The organism is Mycobacteroides franklinii (genome assembly GCF_002013895.1).
Taxonomy (GTDB): Bacteria; Actinomycetota; Actinomycetes; order Mycobacteriales; family Mycobacteriaceae; genus Mycobacterium; species Mycobacterium franklinii.
Map to the genome: position 1 here is coordinate 36148 of NZ_MAFQ01000021.1, position 18446 is coordinate 54593.

Genomic DNA, 18446 nt, shown 5'->3' on the forward strand with positions numbered 1-18446 from the left:
TCGACGCGGATCAGGCCGGCCGGACAGGTCATACGTTGATGAATAAGGTTCTGGGTGCTCTTCGGCTGCCTGGACGTCCTCGACAACCCAAAAATGCCGACGGCACCATGTCGCTCGTCGAGCATCTGCAGGAACTGCGCACGCGTCTGCTGATCTCCGTAGCGGCGGTGCTGCTCACCACGATCATCGGGTTTGTCTGGTACGAGCACGCGATGTTCGGTGTCGAGAGTCTCGGCGGGTGGCTGCGCGAACCATATTGCTCACTGCCGGCCAGTGCCCGCGCCAATCTCAGTGCGGACGGCGCCTGTCGACTTTTGGCCACGGCACCTTTTGAGCAGTTCATGCTGCGCCTCAAGGTCGGACTGACCGCCGGCGTGGTGCTGGCCTGCCCGGTGTGGCTGTACCAGATCTGGCGGTTCATCACCCCGGGCCTGTATCGCAACGAACGCAAGTTCGCGGTCATCTTCGTGACCGCGGCGGCGGTGCTGTTCATCGCCGGGGCCCTGCTGGCTTACCTGGTGCTGGCCAAGGCCCTGCACTTCCTGCTGACGGTGGGCAGTGATGTTCAGGTCACGGGGCTCAAGGGTGACGAGTACTTCAGCTTCCTGATCAACCTGTTGCTGGTGTTCGGTGTCAGTTTCGAGTTTCCGCTGCTGCTCGTGATGCTGAACTTTGTCGGGATCGTGTCCTACGCCAAGCTCAAGAACTGGCGCCGCGGCATGATCTTCGGCCTGTTCGTCTTCGCGGCCTTCGCGACACCGGGGTCCGACCCGTTCTCGATGACGGCACTGGGGCTTGCGTTGACACTCTTGCTGGAATTCTCCATTCAGGTGTCCCGGGTGCACGACAGACGGAAGGCCAAGCGGGAGGCTGCGCAGCAGCTCAGCGATGACGAGGCGTCCGCATTGGACGCGCCCGAGGCCATCGGCGCGCCCGAACCGATCGGTCCCCCCGAGCGGTTTGACAACATGGGCAAGTGACCAGCATCGGAACCGAACTTAGTGCGTTTTCCCAGGGGCTGAGTTTTGCTCTCGATCCGTTCCAGGTGCGCGCCTGTACCGCGCTGGAGAACGGGCACGGCGTGCTGGTCTGCGCGCCCACCGGTGCGGGCAAGACCATCGTCGGAGAATTCGCGGTGCACCTGGCCCTGGCCGCCGGGCGCAAATGCTTCTACACGACACCCATCAAGGCGCTGAGCAACCAGAAGCACAACGACCTGGTGTCGGTATACGGACCGGACAAGGTCGGCCTGCTCACCGGAGACTCGTCGATCAACTCCGACGCTCCGGTGGTGGTGATGACCACCGAGGTCCTGCGCAACATGCTGTACGCGGATTCACCCGCGCTGCACGGTCTTTCCTATGTGGTGATGGACGAGGTGCACTTCCTGGCGGATCGGTTCCGCGGTGCGGTGTGGGAAGAAGTCATCCTGCATCTGCCCGAGGAGGTCGCGCTGGCCAGCTTGTCCGCCACGGTGAGCAACGCCGAGGAATTCGGCGGCTGGATCAAGACGGTCCGCGGGGACACCACCGTGGTGGTCGACGAAACCAGACCGGTTCCGTTGTGGCAGCACGTCATCGTCGGGCGGCGGCTGTTCGACCTGTTCGAGGGCGATGAGCCCCTCGGGCGAAGAGCATCGGGAGGGGCCGGTCACCAGTTTCAGGTGGATCCGGAGCTCACGCGCTACATCGCCCAGCGTCGCCAGGCCGATCGCTTCGCCGACTTGGACCGCCCACGCCGCCGGGGGCCACACGATCGCGGTGGGCGTCCGCCCACCCTCTACCGTCCGCCGTCGCGGCCCGAGGTCATCGCGCGGCTCGACGAGGACGGCCTGCTCCCGGCGATCACCTTCATCTTCTCGCGGGCCGGGTGTGATGGCGCTGTGGCGCAATGCCTTCGGTCCCGGTTGCGGCTTACCACCGAAGAGGAGCGGCGCGAGATCGTCGCCATCGTCGACCGCCGCACCGAAGGTCTGCCCGAGGGCGATCTGGATGTACTCGGGTACTGGCAGTGGCGGGAGGGGCTGCTGCGCGGTATCGCCGCACACCACGCGGGCATGCTGCCGGTTTTCCGGCAAACCGTTGAGGAGCTGTTCACCAAGGGACTGGTGAAGGCGGTATTCGCCACCGAGACACTGGCATTGGGAATCAACATGCCCGCGCGCACGGTGGTGCTGGAGCGGTTGGTCAAGTTCAATGGGGAGCAGCATGCCGCGTTGACTCCGGGGGAGTACACCCAGCTGACGGGACGTGCGGGCCGCCGCGGAATCGACGTCGAGGGACATGCCGTCGTGCTGTGGACGCCCGATGTGGAGCCCACTGAGATCGCCGGTCTGGCGTCCACGCGTACCTTCCCGCTGCGCAGTTCCTTCGCGCCGTCGTACAACATGACGATCAATCTGGTGCACCGCATGGGGCCGGACCCGGCGCGCGAACTGCTGGAGCGGTCTTTCGCGCAATACCAAGCCGATCGCTCCGTGGTGGGCCTGGTGCGCGGCATCGAGCGCGGTCAGAAGATGCTCGATGAGATCGCGGCCGAGCTTGACGGACATGATGGTTCGGTCCTGCAGTATGTCCGGCTGCGTGCCAGCCTCGCCGAACGTGAGCGTGCCGCCGCACGTGCCTCCCGACTCGAACGTCGCGGGGCCGCCAACGATGCCCTGGCCGCCCTCAAGCGTGGCGACGTCATCGCGATCCCGCATGGCCGGCGCAACGGTGTGGCCGTGGTGTTGGAGCCCGCCAACGACGACGACGATCCGCGTCCGTTGGTGCTGACCGAACATCGTTGGGCCGGAAGGATTTCCTCGGCGGACTATTCGGGAAGTGCGGAACCGCTCGGATCCATCACGCTGCCCAAGCGCGTCGAACATCGTCAGCCCAAGGTGCGCCGTGATGTGGCATCGGCTTTGCGATCGGCACTCGATGAGGGTCGGGTCCGCAGGCCGGCGTCGGGTAAGCGGCGCGCGGATGGTTCTCATGGAGACGCCGACGCCGATGTGGAACGGCTGCGGCGCGATATTCGGGAACACTCAGTGCATCACGCTCCCAAGCGCGAGGAATTGGCGCGTATCGGCGAGCGCTATCTGCGCATCGAACGCGATAACACCCAATTGCAGAAGAAGGTGGCGGCGGCGACCAATTCGCTCGCGCGGACCTTCGACCGCATTCTGGCGTTGCTCACCGAACGCGGCTATGTCGAGGACAGTTCCGAGCTCGGTATGAAGGTCACCGAGGACGGCATGTTGTTGGCCCGCATTTACAGCGAGAGTGACCTGCTGGTGGCCGAGTGTCTGCGGCGCGGAATGTGGGCGGGGCTGAAGCCGGCGGAGCTGGCGGCGGTGGCATCGGCGGTCTTGTACGAGTCGCGCGGTGACACGGTTTCGGTGACCGGAGAGGCGCCGACGGCCGCGTTGCGCGGGGCTCTCGCCGAGACCCATCGGGCGCTGGCGCGGTTGCGCCGCGACGAACAGCAGCACCATCTCGCACCCACACGCGAGATCGACGAAGGCTTCGTCGCGGCGGTCTACCGGTGGGCGACCACGGGAGATTTGGCAGCGTCGCTGGAGGCTGCCGGCGACGCAGGTACCGCGCTGCCGGCAGGCGATTTCGTACGCTGGTGTCGGCAAGTGGTGGATCTACTGGACCAGATTCACAAGGCAGCACCGGACCCCGATGTGCGTTCAGCAGCGAAGGCCGCGGTCGGCGACGTGCGGCGTGGCGTCGTTGCCGTTGATGGCACATAAGGTCGAGCAAACGCTAAGGTGGAGCGTCAGCACGCTTTCACATCGGTAACACACACCGGTAAGTAACAAGGTCGCGACACGGGAGGAACGATGAGCGGTCCACAGGGAACGGAACCCGGCGGACAGTGGGCGCCGCAACCTGGGCAAGGCCAAGAGCCCTGGCAGACACCGCAATCCTCAGATCCGGCGCAGCAGGGTGAGCAGGGCTGGCAGCAGCCGGCCTACGGTCAGGGACAGCAGTATCCGCAGTACCAGCAGCCGGGTTTCCCGGGCGGCGGTTTTGGGGATCCGAGCCAGTTCGGCCAGCAGCCCAGTCAGCAGGGATTCGGCGAGCCGAGTCAGTTCGGGCAGCCCGGTGCCTACAGCCAACAGGGACAGTACGGACAGCAGGGTGCATACCCGGGCCAGTACGGACAGCAGCAGGGACAGCCGTTCCCGCAGTTCGGTGCCGGTAAACCGCAGCGGTCCACCAAGACCATCGCGATCATCGGCGGCATTGTCGCGGCCGCGGTGATTCTGATCGTGGTGCTGGTCACCGCGTTCCTGTTTCCCGGATGGGCCATGACCACGACCCTGGATGTCGCCAAGGCGCAAGACGGCGTGACGAAGGTTCTGACCGACGAGACCAACGGGTACGGCGCCAAGAACGTCAAGGACGTCAAGTGCAATGACGGCAATAACCCGGAGGTGAAGAAGGGCGGCACCTTCACCTGCGATGTCAGCATCGACGGCACCAAGCGCCAGGTCACCGTGACGTTCCAGAACGACAAGGGCACCTATGAGGTAGGCCGCCCCAAGTAATCGGTTCTCGCAAGGACGCCGAGTGTGCAGATTCGCACACTCGGCGTTTTTTGTGTCCCTAGGTCAGCCCGTCGAGCGCCTTCTGCAGGCGGATGATTGCCGACCCGATACCCAGTTCGGCACCCAGCTCGGCGACCCGCTGCGGATCGCGCGCGATCAGCGGCAACGCGTCACTGTCGCGATCGAGGGTCACCGGCGAATCCACTGCTACCCGCACCACCGGCTCGGCGGCGGCGATGTAGTCGGTTGCCGCCTGCAGCTTGGCGCGAACCGCCTTGGCCAGCCCCGATTTCGGGTCATCGGCCGCGGCGAGAACACCGGTCAGCGACCCGTACTCGGCGAGGAGTTTGGCTGCCGTCTTCTCGCCCACACCCGCGACACCGGGCAGACCGTCGGACGGGTCGCCGCGCAGCAAGGCCAGTTCCGCGTACGCCGCGCCGGCACGGTCCACGGGCACACCGTACTGCTCGGATACTTCGCTGGGGCCGAACAATGTGGCCTTGGCGAATCCCCGTCCCATATAGAAGACGCGGACGCGTACCGGGTCGTCGGTGACGACCTGCAGCAGGTCACGATCGCCACTGACCACGATGACGGGGTCGCGGCGCTCGGTCGCGGCCAAAGTACCCAGCACGTCGTCGGCCTCGAAGCCGGGTGCGCCGGCCGATGCGATACCGAACGCATCCAGCATGGCGGCGATCATGTCGACCTGGGGTGTGAGCTCATCGGGCACTTCTTCGACGTCCACGACACCGTTGGGCTCCTCGGAGACCACCCGGTGCGCCTTGTACGACGGAATTGCCGCTACCCGCCACGCGGGACGCCAATCCAGGTCGAGGCACACCGCAAGCCGATGTGGCTGATGCAGGGTGATGAGCTGTGACATCGTGTCGAGGAATCCGCGGACTGCGTTGACGGGTCTGCCGTCGGGTGCCTTGATGGAATCGGGAACCCCGAAGTAGGAACGGAACCACAGACTGGCGCCGTCGAGTAGTAGGACGGGTCTCGAAAGGTCTTCTGACACGGCTCTCAACCTATGCCAGATAGCCTGGACCGTATGGCAGCCCAGCGTTTCGAATCCGATGTCTACGCCAACCGTCTGCAGCGCGCCGCTCAGGAGGCCACCAAGGCAGGGGTGACCGGCCTGGTAATCACGCCCGGATACGACCTGAGGTATCTCACCGGGTCACGCGCGCAGACGTTCGAGCGGCTCACCGCCTTGGTGGTACCCGCCTCGGGCCGGCCCACCGTGGTCGCTCCCCGGATGGAGCTTGCAGCACTGCAAGATTCAGCGATCGGGGACCTCGCCATCCCCATCAGCGACTGGGTCGACGGCGAAAATCCCTACGAGCTGGTGCGGGCGGCGCTAGGAGCCGCGGGAACGGTCGCGGTCACCGAATCGATGCCCGCACTGCATCTGCTGCCGCTGGCAGAACTGATCCAAACGGTGCCGGTGTTGGCCACCGGGGTGCTGCGCCGGCTTCGCATGGTCAAGGATGCATCCGAGATCGATGCGCTGCGCAAGGCCGGGGCCGCCATCGACCGGGTGCACGCCCTGGTCCCCGAACTGCTGACGCCGGGACGCACCGAGGCTCAGGTGGCCGCCGATATCGCTGAAGCGATTGTGGCCGAAGGCCATTCGGAGGTGGCCTTCATCATCGTCGGTTCGGGCCCGCACGGCGCCGACCCGCATCACGAATGCTCCGACCGTGAGTTACAGGCCGGGGACATCGTTGTGGTCGACATCGGCGGCAGCTACGAGCCGGGCTACAACTCCGACAGCACCCGCACCTACAGCATCGGTGAACCTGATCCTGAAGTTGCACAACGGATTTCGATTCTCGAACGGGCGCAGCAGGCGGCGGTTCAAGCGGCTCGTCCCGGCGTGACCGCGGAGTCCGTGGATGCCGCCGCGCGCCGGGTTCTCACCGAGGCCGGGATGGGCGAGGCGTTCGTGCATCGCACCGGACACGGCATCGGACTATCGGTGCACGAAGAGCCGTACATCGTCGAGGGCAATGACCTGGTGCTGGAGCCCGGGATGGCGTTCAGCATCGAGCCGGGCGTGTACTTCCCGGGACAGTGGGGCGCGCGAATCGAAGACATCGTCGTTGTCACCGAAAACGGTTGCGAATCGGTGAATTCGCGGCCGCACGGCCTGACGGTGGTACCGTCCCGCGGCTAATCGGCTGCGGTGTCGCCGCGGTTCAGCAGATCCGAGGAACCCAACACCCGCTCGATCTTCACCTCGATCACCACGCGCTTCGGATTCACCCGGGGGGTCCGGTAGCGCTGTGCGTAACGCAGCTCGGCGTCGCGCACAGCCTCTTTCTCGGTGACAACCACAGCCGAGCCCTCCAGGGAGAGCCAGCGGGCCCCGTCGACCTGACTCAGCACCGCGAGGCCACCGCGCTGAGCGTTGACGGCCTTCTGTGACCCGCCGGTGGTGATGACCCGCGCGATGTGGGTTGCGGGGTCAAAGGTGAAGCCGACAGCCACCACATGCGGGCTGTTGTCCTGCCGCAGCGTGGTGAGCATGGCGAGATGACGCTCGGAGAGGAACGCCAGCGCATCGTCGGTAAGTCGGGTCGTAGGGGTGTTCGACATCAACTCTCACGCTAGCGCAGGACATAATCGCTGACGTGACCGACACGGTGCGACACTCCGGCCAGCTTGGGGATGAGCCCCCCGCGCGAGGACCAGGCGTCGTGGTGATTTTCGGCGGCCGCAGCGAAATCGGGCTCGAGGTAGCCGTTCGGCTGGCACCGGGAAACACGGTGGTGCTAGCCGCGCGACGGGCGGGTGACCTCAGTGATGAGCAGCGGCGGGTCCTGGCGGCGGGCGCTATCGGTGTCGACTGCGTTGAATTCGATGCCGGTCGGCTCGACAGCCATGAATCGGTGCTGGCGGCCATCATCGCGCGTCACGGTGCGATCGATGTAGCGGTGCTCGCCTTCGGGCTGTTGGGAGACCAGGCGCGGGCGGAGACGGACGCGGAACATGCCGCGGCGATCGTGCACATCGACTACGTGGCGCAGATCGCGTTGTTGACCAGCCTGGCGGTACGCATGCGCGGCGCCGGCCGTGGCGCGCTGGTGGTGTTCTCGTCGATCGCCGGATGGCGGGTGCGTCGCGCCAACTACGTCTACGGGTCGGCCAAGGCGGGACTTGATGGCTTCGCGAGTGGACTGGCCGATGCGCTGCATGGTTCTGGGGTGCACTTGCTGCTCGCCCGGCCGGGTTTCGTGATCGGCCGGATGTCGGCCGGCATGTCACCGGCGCCCTTGTCGAGTACGCCGCCCCAGGTGGCGGAGGCGACCGTGCGGGCATTGCGTAGCGGAAAACGCACGGTGTGGATTCCGCGGGCGTTGGGTGTGCTCGCCTTCGTGATGCGATGGGTACCGTCATCTGTATGGCGCAAGATGCCGCGATGATTACCGTGATCGGGATAGGGGCCGACGGCGTCGACGGGCTGTCGGTGCGTTCCCGTCGCGAATTGCAGCGCGCATCAGTCATTTTCGGATCGTTGCGCCAGCTCGAGCTACTGGCCGAAGAATCTCTGACAGCCGAATGCCGGTTGTGGCCCTCGCCGTTGCTGCCCGCGCTGTCCACGATGTTCGACGATCTCGGTGATGTCCACGTCCTTGCCAGCGGGGACCCCATGTTGCACGGCATCGGCACCACGCTGACCCGGCTGTACGGCGCGCGGCGGGTGCATGTTTTCCCGCACGTGTCCAGCGTGTCGTTGGCCTGTGCCCGAATGGGTTGGGCGGTGAATGATGTTGAGATCATCAGCCTGGTGAACGCCCCTGTCGACTCGGCCCGTAGGTACGGCGGGCGCGCGGTGGTACTGAGTCGCAATGCCAATACTCCGGGAGAGCTGGCACGCAGCCTGACCGACTCCGCGCTGGGCGCCTCGCAATTGACGGTCTGGGAGCAGCTGGGTGGTGCCACCGAGCGTTCGTTCGGCGGTGTTGCCCGCCACTGGGATCACCCACCTGGCGATGCGCTGAATGTGATTGCCGTCGAATATGTTCCGGCGGAGGATGTCGCCACCTTGGCGTTGGTCGCCGGGCTCCCGGAGGATGTGTTCGAGCATGATGGACAGATCACCAAGCGTGAGATTCGGGCGGTCACGTTGGCATCGCTGGCCCCGCGGCCGGGCCAGCGGTTGTGGGATGTCGGCGCGGGGTCGGGGAGCGTTGCGATCGAATGGTGTCGCAGTGGCGCCGGCTGTCGCGCGTCGGCCTTCGAGATCGCGCCGCCGCGGCGGGCAGCCATCGCCGTCAACGCGACGAGATTCGGCGCCGATATCGAGGTCTTCGACTCGGCTCCACAGAATTTCGAACAGGCCACCGCGCCGGACGCGATCTTTCTCGGCGGCGGGGTGACTCAGCCCGGTCTGCTTGACGCCTGCTGGAGTCACCTCCCCGCGGGTGGCAGGTTGGTTGTCAACGCGGTCACTGCGGAGTCCGAAGCGCTTTTGTTGCATTGGTATTCACGTCATGGGGGAGAGTTGCGCCGATATCGTGTGGAGGACGCCGCCCCGCTCGGGGGATTCACCAGCTGGAGATCCCGGCTGCCTGTCACACAATGGAGCGCGGAAAAGCCGATGTCCGATGTCTTCCCGCAAGCGGGTCATCCATGACGGTCTACTTCATCGGCGCCGGGCCGGGCGCCGCCGACCTCATTACGGTGCGTGGGCAGCGGATCTTGCAACGGTGCCCGGTGTGTCTGTACGCGGGGTCGATCATGCCGCGTGACCTTCTGGAGGCATGCCCGCCCGGCGCCCGCATTATCGACACCGGAGCACTGACGTTGGATGCCATCATCGAGGAGATATCCGCGGCCGACGCACAGGGATTGGATGTCGCCAGGCTGCATTCCGGTGATCCGTCGCTGTACAGCGCGGTCGCCGAGCAGTGCCGTCGCCTCGATGCCCTCGGGATCGGCCATGAGACTGTGCCGGGTGTCCCGGCTTTCGCGGCGGCGGCCGCGGCCTTGGGCGCGGAGCTCACCGTTCCGGGGATCGCGCAGACCGTGACGATCACCCGCGTCTCGACATTATCCACCGCGATGCCGGCGGGCGAGGATCTGCGCACCCTCGCCGCCCCGGGGGCCACCCTGGCTCTGCACTTGGCGGCTGCTCAGATCGATACCGTCGTGGCCGATCTCGTCGCCGGGGGATACGCGCCGGACACCCCGGTAGCGGTGGTGGCCTACGCCAGCTGGCCATCCGAGATCATCCTGCGTGGCACCGTTGTCGATATCGCCGAAAAAATGACGGCGTCCGGTATTACCAAGACCGCGGTCATCTTCGTGGGCAAGGCGCTTGCGCCAGAGGGGTTTACCGACAGCTACCTGTATTCGGCAGGACGTCGCAGAGGGGTTACGCACTAGTGAAGATCTTGATTCTTGGGGGGTCGGCCGAGGCGCGTGAGCTGGCCGAGCGGCTCGCGCCCCGATTCGACGTGACCACCTCATTGGCTGGGCGCGTGCGCAACCCGGCGGTTCCGGCAGGCGGTGTGCGTATCGGTGGTTTTGGCGGCGAGGTAGGCCTGCGGAGATGGCTGTTGGACAACAATATTGATGCAGTCATCGATGCCACCCACCCGTTTGCGGCGACGATCACCGAGAACGCCGCGGCCGCATGCGACAGATTGGGAATTCCGCACCTGATCCTGCGGCGTCCACCCTGGCCGGCGGGAGATGCCATCGTCGTTTCCACGGCCGCGGAGGCCAAGGATGCGGTGGTGGCGCAGGGTTTCTCGCGGGTGTTCTTGACCTCGGGACGGTCCAGTATCGGGGCGTTCCTGTTCTCGGATGCCTGGTTTTTGATCCGCGTGGTGGAGCCGATGTCTGCCGATGAGCTACCCGAACGGCACCATCTGCTGTTATCGCGCGGGCCGTACACGCTGGGCGATGAGACCGAGCTCATGCGCCAGTATGAGATCGAGGTTCTGGTCACCAAGAACAGCGGTGGCTCGATGACCTCGGCAAAGCTGGAAGCCGCTGCAGCGCTGGGCATCCCCGTCGTCATGATCGACAGGCCTGCCCTCCCGGAGAACGTGTCCACGGTATCCACCGTGGACGAGGCGCAGCAGTGGGTTACTGAGCGGGATACCGCCGAGGCGTGAACACCTGGGGGCCGGAATCGGTGTTCTGCCATTGCGTCTGCGATGACCCGATGATCAACAGGGTGCGCATGTCCACCTGTGATGGGTCGAGCTCGCCCAGTGTTGTCACCCGGACGGATTCTCCCGAGCCACCCACGTCGCGTCCCAGTACCACCGGGGTCGCCGGGTCTCGGTGTTCCAGCAGTACTTCGCGCATGGACGCGACCTGCCAGGTCCGCGATTTCGATGCCGGGTTGTACACCGCCAGCACCAGATCGGCGGCAGCGGCGGCGCGCAGACGCGATTCGATGATCTCCCACGGCTTGAGGCGATCAGACAGGGAGATGACGGCGTAGTCGTGTCCAAGGGGGGCGCCCACCCGGCTGGCGACGGCCTGTGCCGCCGTCATGGCGGGAAGGACCCGCACCGTCACATCGGGCCACGCCCTGGCCTCCTCCAGCACGGCCGCGGCCATCGCGAACACACCAGGGTCTCCTGACGAAACGACGGCGACCCGCCGGCCACCCGCCGCGAGCTTGAACGCCAATTCGGCGCGAGCGGGCTCGTCGCGGTTGTCACTGGCGTGCCGAATCTGGCCATCCCGGGCGGGGATTCGATCCAGATACGGGCCGTAGCCGATGAGGTCGGTGGCGCGCGTCAGCTCCTGACGTACCTCGGTGGTGGTCCAATCGTGATGACCGGGGCCCAGACCGAGGACGGTCACCATCCCGTCGGGCTCGGTCTCGGAGACAGGTTGCGCCCCGGGGACCAGGACCAGTGAGAAGTACGGGACCGAGGACGGGTCCACATCGGCCGCGGGAAGCACCCGCTGCCCCGAGGTGCTGGCCCGTTCCACGTAGTACGCGCGGTCCAGCTGTCCCGAGGTGTCCAACGCTTGTCGCACGGCGCCGTAGGAGCGGCCCAGTTTCATGATGACCGCGGCGTTCGAATCGCTGAGCCTGCGCGCGATCTCGTCGGCGGGCAGGGTGCCGGGGATGATGGTGAGAATCTCATCGCCCTCAACCAAGGGTGTCCCTGTCGCGGCGGACGCGGCGCTGACCGATGTCACGCCGGGGATGATCACCGCATCGAATCTGTCGGTCAGGCGACGATGCATATGCATGTAGGAGCTGTAGAACAGCGGGTCGCCTTCGGCGAGCAACGCCACGTTCCGCCCGGAATCCAGATGTGCGGCAATCCGATTCGCGGACTCCTCGTAGAAGTCGTCGATCGCACCTCGGTATCCGCCCGGATGGTCGGTGGTTTCGGTGGTTACGGGGTAGACGAGGTGCTCCTCGATCTGACCGGTCCGCAGATACGGCTGCGCGATCGAGCGGGCGATGCTGCGGCCGTGCCGCGCGCTGTGGAACGCCACCACGTCGGCCTCGCCGATGACTCGCGCGGCCTTGACGGTTACCAGCTCGGGGTCACCGGGCCCCAGGCCCACACCCCACAGCGTTCCTCTGCTCATTCTTGTTCACTCGCAATCGCATTCACCGCAGCGGCGGCCATCGCACTGCCGCCGCGCCGGCCCCGTACCAGCAGATAGTCCATCCCGCGCGGATGGTCGATCAGCTCTTGCTTGGACTGCGCCGAGCCCACGAATCCGACTGGACCGCCGAGGACGGCAATCGGGGGAGCAACGCCCTCGTCGACGAGTTCGAGGATGCGAAACAGCGCAGTCGGGGCATTGCCGATGGCGGCCACCGCACCCGGCAGCCGGTCGGCCCAAAGATCGACGGCTGCAGCAGATCTGGTAGTTCCGGTGCGCTGGGCGAGGTCCGCGGCGCGCGGATCGGCGACCAAGGAAACCACCTCGTTGTCGGCGGGTAGGCGCAGGCGGGTGATCCCCGCCGCGACCATCGAGGAGTCACACAGGATGGGGGCACCTGAGTCCAGCGCCGCTCGCGTGCGTGCCACCACATCGGGGGTGAAGGCGATCTCGCCGGGCAGATCCACCTGTCCGCAGGTGTGAATGAGCCGAACCACCACACGCGCCACGTCGTCGGGGAACCCCGACAAATCAGCCTCGGCCCTGATGGTTGCGAACGACTGCCGATAGATCTCGGCTCCGTCCCGTACGTAGTCCAGCACGCGCTAACCCTACGGGTGCCGGTCCAGCGGTCGATAACCCAGTTCGGTCGCCACCAGCACCTGGCTCGTGCTGGGGGCGCCGCAGGCCCGCGGGCAGCCAACCCAATGCCGATGTACCGGCGAGTGGATACCGCTGGCGATCTCTTCGGCCACCTCGAGTCGCACATCGGCGTGTACATCGGTCCGCGAACGCCCACACCCGGGCAATCCGGTGCAGGAACTGGCATTGAGCCAAGGGGAGCGCTCATCGAAGATCAGGCCCAGGGGAGCCAACACCCGCAGCACCGCATCGGCGTCCTCATGGGGCAGATCGCACAGCAGCACAGAGCGCCACGGGGTGATGACGACGGGTTTCTCCGCCGCCGCCAGCAGGGCCGCCACTCTCGCCGGTAGCTGCCCCAGCGGAACGGCGGCACCCAACGTGACCAAGTCGCCCTCGGGGCCCTGTTCGATCCAGCCAACCGGTGCGCGCCCCGGGTGGGCGTTCGGTGACGCTGCCTGCCCCGGAACAGTCGTGAGACGCAGACTCGCCGCGAGCGTTTCGGCGCCGGCCGATAGCTCGGAAACGCGCCATGCGTTTCCGCGGATTCGTACGAAGGCTTGCGCGGCCGCGAGCATGCACTCGACAGCGCCTTCGGGGCCGTGCAGGCCCTCCGTGAGATGTCCATCGATGAGTAGCCGCCACCCCGCGGGCTCGTGACGCACACCGATATCGGCGCCCATGGTCGCCATGTCTCCGCGCCCGTCGTCGAGGCTGAACAAGAAGCGGCCCGGCAGATCGGCGAGCGCGGGAGATGAGATCAGCCCACGATCGAGCCGGACAACCAGGGGCCGCACATCAGCGAAGTCGCCGTCGCGCCCCGACAAGGGTGAGGCCACGATGTTGCGGACGCGTTCATGACTGGGCGAGGGCAGCAGATCGGCCTGCGACAGCAGCGCGCCCACCGCGTCCGCGTCGCGGATCGATCGAAGCTGCACGTTGCCGCGGGAAGTCAGCTCCAAGACCGGCGCGCCGTACTCGCCGGCCGCCTCCGCCAACGCGGCCAGCTGCGCCGACGTCAGCATTCCACCGGGTAGCCGGATCCGCGCCAGTGCCCCATCGGCCGCCTCGTGTAACCGCAACGCACCGGGGCACGCGTCGTCTGGGCTGGAGCGGGTCACCTACTCACCGTAGGACTACGGTACGAATATCTTGTGAGCGATGCGGCATCTCTTCCCAGGATCCTGATTTTATCCACGTCCGACACCGATCTACTGAGCGCGCGTGCCAGTGGTGCGAACTACCGATGGGCCAACCCTTCTCGCATCCACGTCGACGACCTGCCGGGCCTGCTGGACGGGATGGGCGCGGTGGTCGTCCGGCTGCTCGGCGGCCGCCGAGGTTGGGAAGAGGGCATCGACGCCGTGATCGCCTCCGGTGTGCCCACGGTCGTGGTCTCCGGTGAGCAGGCCCCCGATGCCGAACTCATGGAATGCTCCACCGTCCCGGGCGGTGCCGCGCTGCAGGTCCATCGCTACTTGGCCGAGGGTGGTACAGCGAATCTGCAGCAGTTGTATGCGTTCTTGTCCGACACCATCTTGATGACCGGAATTGGCTTTGAGCCGCCCGCGACCAACCCGGCTTGGGGAGTGTTGGACCGCAGTGGTCGTGAGGCCATGTCCGACGGTCCGACGGTGGCAGTGCTGTACTACCGCGCGCAACAGCTCGCCGGCAACACCGCCTACATCGATGCGTTGTGCACGGCCATCGAAGACCTTGGTGGGCGGGCCCTTCCGGTGTTCTGCGCCTCGTTGCGCACCGCGCCGCCGGAGCTCCTGAAGACGCTTTCGGGCGCGGATGCCATGGTGGTCACGGTGCTGGCGGCCGGCGGTGCAACTCCGGCGGCGGTGGGCGCCGGGGGATCGGATGACGAGTGGAGTGTCGCGCACCTTGCGGCCCTTGATATCCCGATATTGCAGGGACTGTGTCTAACTAGCTCCCGGGACGATTGGGACGCCAACGACGATGGTATGAGTCCCTTGGATGTCGCCACCCAGGTGGCCGTCCCCGAATTCGACGGCCGCATCATCACCGTGCCGTTCTCGTTCAAGGAGATCGACAGCGACGGGCTCATCACTTACGTCCCCGACGCCGAGCGCTGCGCGCGGGTGGCCGGTATCGCGTTGCGGCACGCGAAACTTCGCTCCATACCGGCCGCCGAACGCCGGATCGCGGTGGTGTTTTCCGCGTACCCCACCAAGCATGCGCGAATCGGCAACGCCGTCGGACTCGATACTCCGGCGAGCGCGGTGGCGCTGCTGACCGCGATGCGTGCCGCGGGCTACGACGTGGGTGCCGATGGCGACATCCCCGGTCTGCCCGCGACCGGTCGGCCCGCCCAGGACGGAGACGGGGACACGCTGATTCACGCCCTCATCGAGCGCGGCGGCCAGGATCCGGACTGGCTCACCGCGGACCAACTGGCGGGCAACCCGATTCGCGTGCCCGCACGGCAGTACCGGGAATGGTTCTCGCGGCTGGCGCCTGGGCTCGCCGAGCAGGTTGTCGAACACTGGGGCCCACCGCCCGGGACATTGTTTGTTGACACCAGCGCCAACCCCGAGGGCGATATTGTGATTGCTGCGCTACAAGCAGGAAACACGGTGCTCGTGGTGCAACCGCCCCGTGGATTCGGCGAAAATCCGGTCGCTATTTACCACGATCCTGATCTGCCGCCGAGTCATCATTACCTCGCCGCCTACCGCTGGTTGTCGGCTCCTCGCGAGGAGGGCGGCTTCGGCGCCGACGCGCTGGTGCACCTTGGCAAGCACGGCAACCTGGAGTGGTTACCCGGGAAAACCGTTGGGCTGTCGGCGGATTGTGCCACCGATGCCGCGATCGGCAACCTGCCGCTGATCTATCCGTTCCTGGTCAACGATCCGGGCGAGGGCACCCAGGCCAAGCGGCGGGCACACGCGACCCTTGTCGACCATTTGATTCCTCCCATGGCACGCGCCGAAACATACGGGGACATAGCCCGTTTGGAGCAGCTCCTCGATGAGCACGCGAACATCTCGGCGTTGGATCCGGCCAAACTGCCTGCCATCCGCCAACAGATCTGGACGCTGATGCGGGCAGCCAAGATGGACCACGACCTCGGGTTGGAGGAGCGCCCCGACGAAGACGTCTTCGACGACATGCTGTTGCATGTCGACGGATGGCTCTGTGAGATCAAGGATGTGCAGATCCGCGATGGCCTGCACATCCTGGGCAGTGCTCCCGAGGGCGGGGCCCAGGTCGATCTGGTGCTGGCCATCCTGCGTGCCCGTCAGATGTGGGCGGGCGAACAGTCGGTGCCCGGATTGCGCCAGGCACTCGGCCTGGTCGAGGACGGCACGGACGAGCGTGCGCTGGTGGATGAGATTGAACAGCAGGCACATTCCTTGCTGACCGCTCTGCAGGCCTCGGGCTGGAACCCCGACGCGGTGGACAAGCTCACCGCGGACCCGCAGGTCGCACAGATCCTGCGTTTCGCGGCCACCGAGGTAGTGCCCAGGCTCGACGGCACCAACGGTGAGATCGACGCGGTCCTGCGCGCGCTGGATGGCCGATTCATCGAGGCTGGGCCGTCCGGCTCGCCGCTGCGTGGGCTCGTCAACGTGCTGCCGACCGGGCGCAATTTCTATTCGGTGGACCCCAAGGCGGTTCCCTCGAAGTTGGCCTGGGAGACAGGCCAGGCTATGGCCGACTCGCTGCTTGAGCGGTACCGCACCGACTATGGCGATTGGCCACGTTCGGTGGGACTCTCCATCTGGGGAACGTCCGCGATGCGGACTTCCGGCGACGATATCGCCGAAGTGCTTGCACTCCTGGGTGTTCGGCCGGTGTGGGACGACGCTTCCCGCCGTGTGGTGAACCTGGAGGCCATCTCGCTGGCAGAACTCGGGCGGCCGCGGATCGACGTCACGGTGCGTATCTCGGGGTTCTTCCGCGATGCCTTCCCGCACGTAGTGACCATGCTTGATGACGCCGTCGCGCTCGCCGCCGGTCTCGAGGAACCTGCGGAGCAGAACTACCTGCGCGCGCACGCCGAAGCCGATCGCGCCGAGCACGGAGATTGGCGGCGCGCGACAATGCGCATATTCGGTTCCAAGCCGGGGACTTACGGCGCCGGGTTACTGCAACTGATTGATAGCCAAAACTGGCGCAACGACGCCGATTTGGAGCAGGTCTATACCGCATGGGGCGGGTTTGCCTATGGTCGGGGGCTCGATGGTGCCGCGGCGAGTGAGGACATGCGCCACCAGTACCGGCGGATCGCGGTGGCGGCCAAGAACACCGATACCCGCGAGCACGATATTGCCGACTCGGATGACTATTTCCAGTACCACGGCGGCATGGTCGCCGCGGTTCGGGCGCTCACCGGAAAGGCACCGGCGGCCTACATCGGCGACAACACCAGACCTGACTCCGTGCGCACTCGAACGTTATCTGAAGAAACCACAAGGGTTTTCCGTGCGCGTGTGGTCAACCCGCGGTGGCTGGAAGCGATGCGGAGGCACGGCTACAAGGGTGCTTTCGAAATGGCGGCCACCGTCGACTACCTGTTCGGGTACGACGCGACCGCGAACGTCATGGCCGACTGGATGTACGAACAGCTGACCAACAGCTACGTGCTCGACGAGCAGAATCGTAAGTTCATGCAGCAGTCCAACCCGTGGGCGCTGCACGGCATCGCTGAGAGGTTGCTGGAGGCTGCCAGTCGAGGCCTATGGGAAAAACCCGACCAGCGAGTTTTGGATGATTTGCGCTCGGTATTCCTGGAGACCGAGGGCGAACTGGAGTCGTAGCATCGGGACATGGCCCGGAACAAAGGCTTGGACATCGAGACGGTAGCGATCGGCCGCTACGTCTTGTTGACCACCTTCACGAAAGACGGTGTGCCGAAGTCGACTCCGATGTGGTTCGTGACCGAGGGCGATGAGCTGCTGATGACCACGGGCGGCGACTCCTGGAAGATCAAGCGGATCAGGCGCAGCCCGAGGGTGACGGTGGCCGTGTGTACCCAGCGTGGTCGGGCGATCAGTCCGACAGCAGACGGCACCGCCGCGGTGGTGGAGGATCCGGCGTCCGTCGAGCGTATCCGCGCCACGGTGCTCAAGCGCTATGGCTTGTTTGGCCGGATCGCGTGGGCGCTGAACAGCCGTCGCAGCGGTTCCAGAGTCGGAATTTCTGTGACGCTCGGCGCGCCGGAAGCGCAGTGACATACCTACGATGGGCGCATGGGTGCGAACCTCCCGGCGCCGACGTTCGATGACGTCTGTGCCGCCAAATATGTCCTGCTGACCACCTACACCAAGGACGGTCGGGCCAAGCCCGCCGCGGTCTGGGCGGCGCCGGAGAACGGCGAGCTTCTCGTGTGGACCGAGACGAACTCCTGGAAGGTGCGCCGCATCCGCAACACTCCACGGGTGACGCTGGCCGTCTGCGACGTGCGGGGCAAGGTTCGTAGCGGTGAGATCGAGGGAACCGCGCGGGTCCTGGATACCGACGGCACCGAGCGCGCCCGCGCGGCGATCACCCGCAAGTACGGCCTGGTGGGATGGGTGCTGGTGAAGGCGAGCATCCTGCGCCGCGGCAGCACCGGCACCATTGGGCTGGCCGTCACGGCCTGACCCGCACGTCGATACGGGAACCCAGCGGCATATCGGCT

Annotated in this window: 16 protein-coding genes; 11 read left to right on the top strand and 5 right to left on the bottom strand. The window is 66.0% G+C overall.

The features are described 5' to 3' along the window. Positions 1–107: 107 nt before the first annotated feature. The 3 genes from tatC (at position 108) to B4393_RS25670 (ending at position 4543) form a co-directional block, all read left to right on the top strand. A complete protein-coding gene (gene tatC / locus B4393_RS25660; protein ID WP_078336529.1) occupies positions 108–980 on the top strand; it encodes a twin-arginine translocase subunit TatC in 873 nt (290 codons plus the stop codon). Next, on the top strand, positions 977–3742 hold the full coding sequence (locus B4393_RS25665) for a DEAD/DEAH box helicase (protein WP_078336530.1): 2766 nt from the start codon (positions 977–979) through the stop codon (positions 3740–3742). Before tatC ends, B4393_RS25665 begins: the two co-directional genes overlap by 4 nt. Positions 3743–3832: 90 nt before the next feature. Beyond that, on the top strand, positions 3833–4543 hold the full coding sequence (locus B4393_RS25670) for a DUF4333 domain-containing protein (protein ID WP_078336531.1): 711 nt from the start codon (positions 3833–3835) through the stop codon (positions 4541–4543). Between the two features lie 58 nt (positions 4544–4601). Here the strand turns inward: B4393_RS25670 and B4393_RS25675 are convergent, their stop codons facing one another. Next, the gene (locus B4393_RS25675; protein ID WP_078336532.1) at positions 4602–5567 is read right to left on the bottom strand and encodes a 5'-3' exonuclease; all 966 of its coding nucleotides are present in this window, start codon (positions 5565–5567) and stop codon (positions 4602–4604) included. 33 nt (positions 5568–5600) lie between these two features. Between B4393_RS25675 and B4393_RS25680 the strand changes: the two genes are divergently transcribed. Next, positions 5601–6728, top strand: coding sequence for a M24 family metallopeptidase (locus B4393_RS25680; protein ID WP_078336559.1), 1128 nt, complete (start codon positions 5601–5603; stop codon positions 6726–6728). Here the strand turns inward: B4393_RS25680 and B4393_RS25685 are convergent. Then, positions 6725–7150: a F420-dependent biliverdin reductase gene (locus B4393_RS25685; RefSeq protein WP_078281399.1), complete on the bottom strand. Its 426-nt coding sequence runs from the start codon at positions 7148–7150 to the stop codon at positions 6725–6727. The genes B4393_RS25680 and B4393_RS25685 overlap by 4 nt on opposite strands. A 101-nt stretch (positions 7151–7251) precedes the next feature. Between B4393_RS25685 and B4393_RS25690 the strand changes: the two genes are divergently transcribed. From B4393_RS25690 to B4393_RS25705, 4 genes are read left to right on the top strand one after another with little or no spacing between them, the layout of a single operon-like run. Further along, on the top strand, positions 7252–7977 hold the full coding sequence (locus tag B4393_RS25690) for an SDR family NAD(P)-dependent oxidoreductase (protein WP_078336558.1): 726 nt from the start codon (positions 7252–7254) through the stop codon (positions 7975–7977). Then, positions 7938–9191, top strand: coding sequence for a precorrin-6y C5,15-methyltransferase (decarboxylating) subunit CbiE (gene cbiE / locus B4393_RS25695; protein WP_078336533.1), 1254 nt, complete (start codon positions 7938–7940; stop codon positions 9189–9191). The genes B4393_RS25690 and cbiE overlap by 40 nt, the downstream gene beginning before the upstream one ends. After that, positions 9188–9943 (top strand): precorrin-4 C(11)-methyltransferase, encoded by a 756-nt coding sequence (gene cobM, locus B4393_RS25700; protein ID WP_078336534.1) that lies wholly within the window; start codon positions 9188–9190, stop codon positions 9941–9943. The genes cbiE and cobM overlap by 4 nt, the downstream gene beginning before the upstream one ends. Positions 9944–9951: 8 nt before the next feature. Continuing rightward, a complete protein-coding gene (locus B4393_RS25705; protein WP_078336560.1) occupies positions 9952–10680 on the top strand; it encodes a cobalt-precorrin-6A reductase in 729 nt (242 codons plus the stop codon). On the opposite strand, the gene B4393_RS25710 is transcribed toward B4393_RS25705, so the two are convergent. Genes B4393_RS25710 through cobG form a run of 3 tightly spaced genes read right to left on the bottom strand, consistent with a single transcriptional unit; the run spans position 10652 to position 13914 of the window. Beyond that, positions 10652–12130, bottom strand: a complete 1479-nt coding sequence (locus tag B4393_RS25710; protein ID WP_078336535.1) for a precorrin-2 C(20)-methyltransferase — start codon at positions 12128–12130, stop codon at positions 10652–10654. The genes B4393_RS25705 and B4393_RS25710 overlap by 29 nt on opposite strands. Then, the gene (locus B4393_RS25715) at positions 12127–12753 is read right to left on the bottom strand and encodes a precorrin-8X methylmutase (protein ID WP_078336536.1); all 627 of its coding nucleotides are present in this window, start codon (positions 12751–12753) and stop codon (positions 12127–12129) included. The genes B4393_RS25710 and B4393_RS25715 overlap by 4 nt, the downstream gene beginning before the upstream one ends. Before the next feature lie 9 nt (positions 12754–12762). Then, positions 12763–13914, bottom strand: coding sequence for a precorrin-3B synthase (gene cobG / locus B4393_RS25720; RefSeq protein WP_078336537.1), 1152 nt, complete (start codon positions 13912–13914; stop codon positions 12763–12765). Positions 13915–13947: 33 nt separating this feature from the next. Between cobG and cobN the strand changes: the two genes are divergently transcribed. The 3 genes from cobN to B4393_RS25735 are packed head-to-tail and all read left to right on the top strand — an operon-like array spanning position 13948 to position 18408. Beyond that, positions 13948–17583 carry a cobaltochelatase subunit CobN gene (gene cobN / locus B4393_RS25725; RefSeq protein WP_078336538.1) on the top strand — a complete coding sequence of 1212 codons (3636 nt, stop codon included), beginning with the start codon at positions 13948–13950 and terminating at the stop codon, positions 17581–17583. Between the two features lie 9 nt (positions 17584–17592). After that, positions 17593–17997, top strand: coding sequence for a PPOX class F420-dependent oxidoreductase (locus B4393_RS25730; protein WP_078336539.1), 405 nt, complete (start codon positions 17593–17595; stop codon positions 17995–17997). 18 nt (positions 17998–18015) lie between these two features. Beyond that, a complete protein-coding gene (locus tag B4393_RS25735; RefSeq protein WP_078281392.1) occupies positions 18016–18408 on the top strand; it encodes a PPOX class F420-dependent oxidoreductase in 393 nt (130 codons plus the stop codon). Positions 18409–18446 lie beyond the last annotated feature (38 nt).

Coding starts and splice junctions, on each gene's coding strand:
- tatC (WP_078336529.1), top strand. CDS start 108: ATGTCGCTCGTCGAGCATCTGCAGGAACTGCGCACGCGTCTGCTGATC.
- B4393_RS25670 (WP_078336531.1), top strand. CDS start 3,833: ATGAGCGGTCCACAGGGAACGGAACCCGGCGGACAGTGGGCGCCGCAA.
- B4393_RS25680 (WP_078336559.1), top strand. CDS start 5,601: ATGGCAGCCCAGCGTTTCGAATCCGATGTCTACGCCAACCGTCTGCAG.
- B4393_RS25685 (WP_078281399.1), bottom strand. CDS start 7,150: ATGTCGAACACCCCTACGACCCGACTTACCGACGATGCGCTGGCGTTC.
- cbiE (WP_078336533.1), top strand. CDS start 7,938: ATGGGTACCGTCATCTGTATGGCGCAAGATGCCGCGATGATTACCGTG.
- cobM (WP_078336534.1), top strand. CDS start 9,188: ATGACGGTCTACTTCATCGGCGCCGGGCCGGGCGCCGCCGACCTCATT.
- B4393_RS25710 (WP_078336535.1), bottom strand. CDS start 12,130: ATGAGCAGAGGAACGCTGTGGGGTGTGGGCCTGGGGCCCGGTGACCCC.
- B4393_RS25730 (WP_078336539.1), top strand. CDS start 17,593: ATGGCCCGGAACAAAGGCTTGGACATCGAGACGGTAGCGATCGGCCGC.
- B4393_RS25735 (WP_078281392.1), top strand. CDS start 18,016: ATGGGTGCGAACCTCCCGGCGCCGACGTTCGATGACGTCTGTGCCGCC.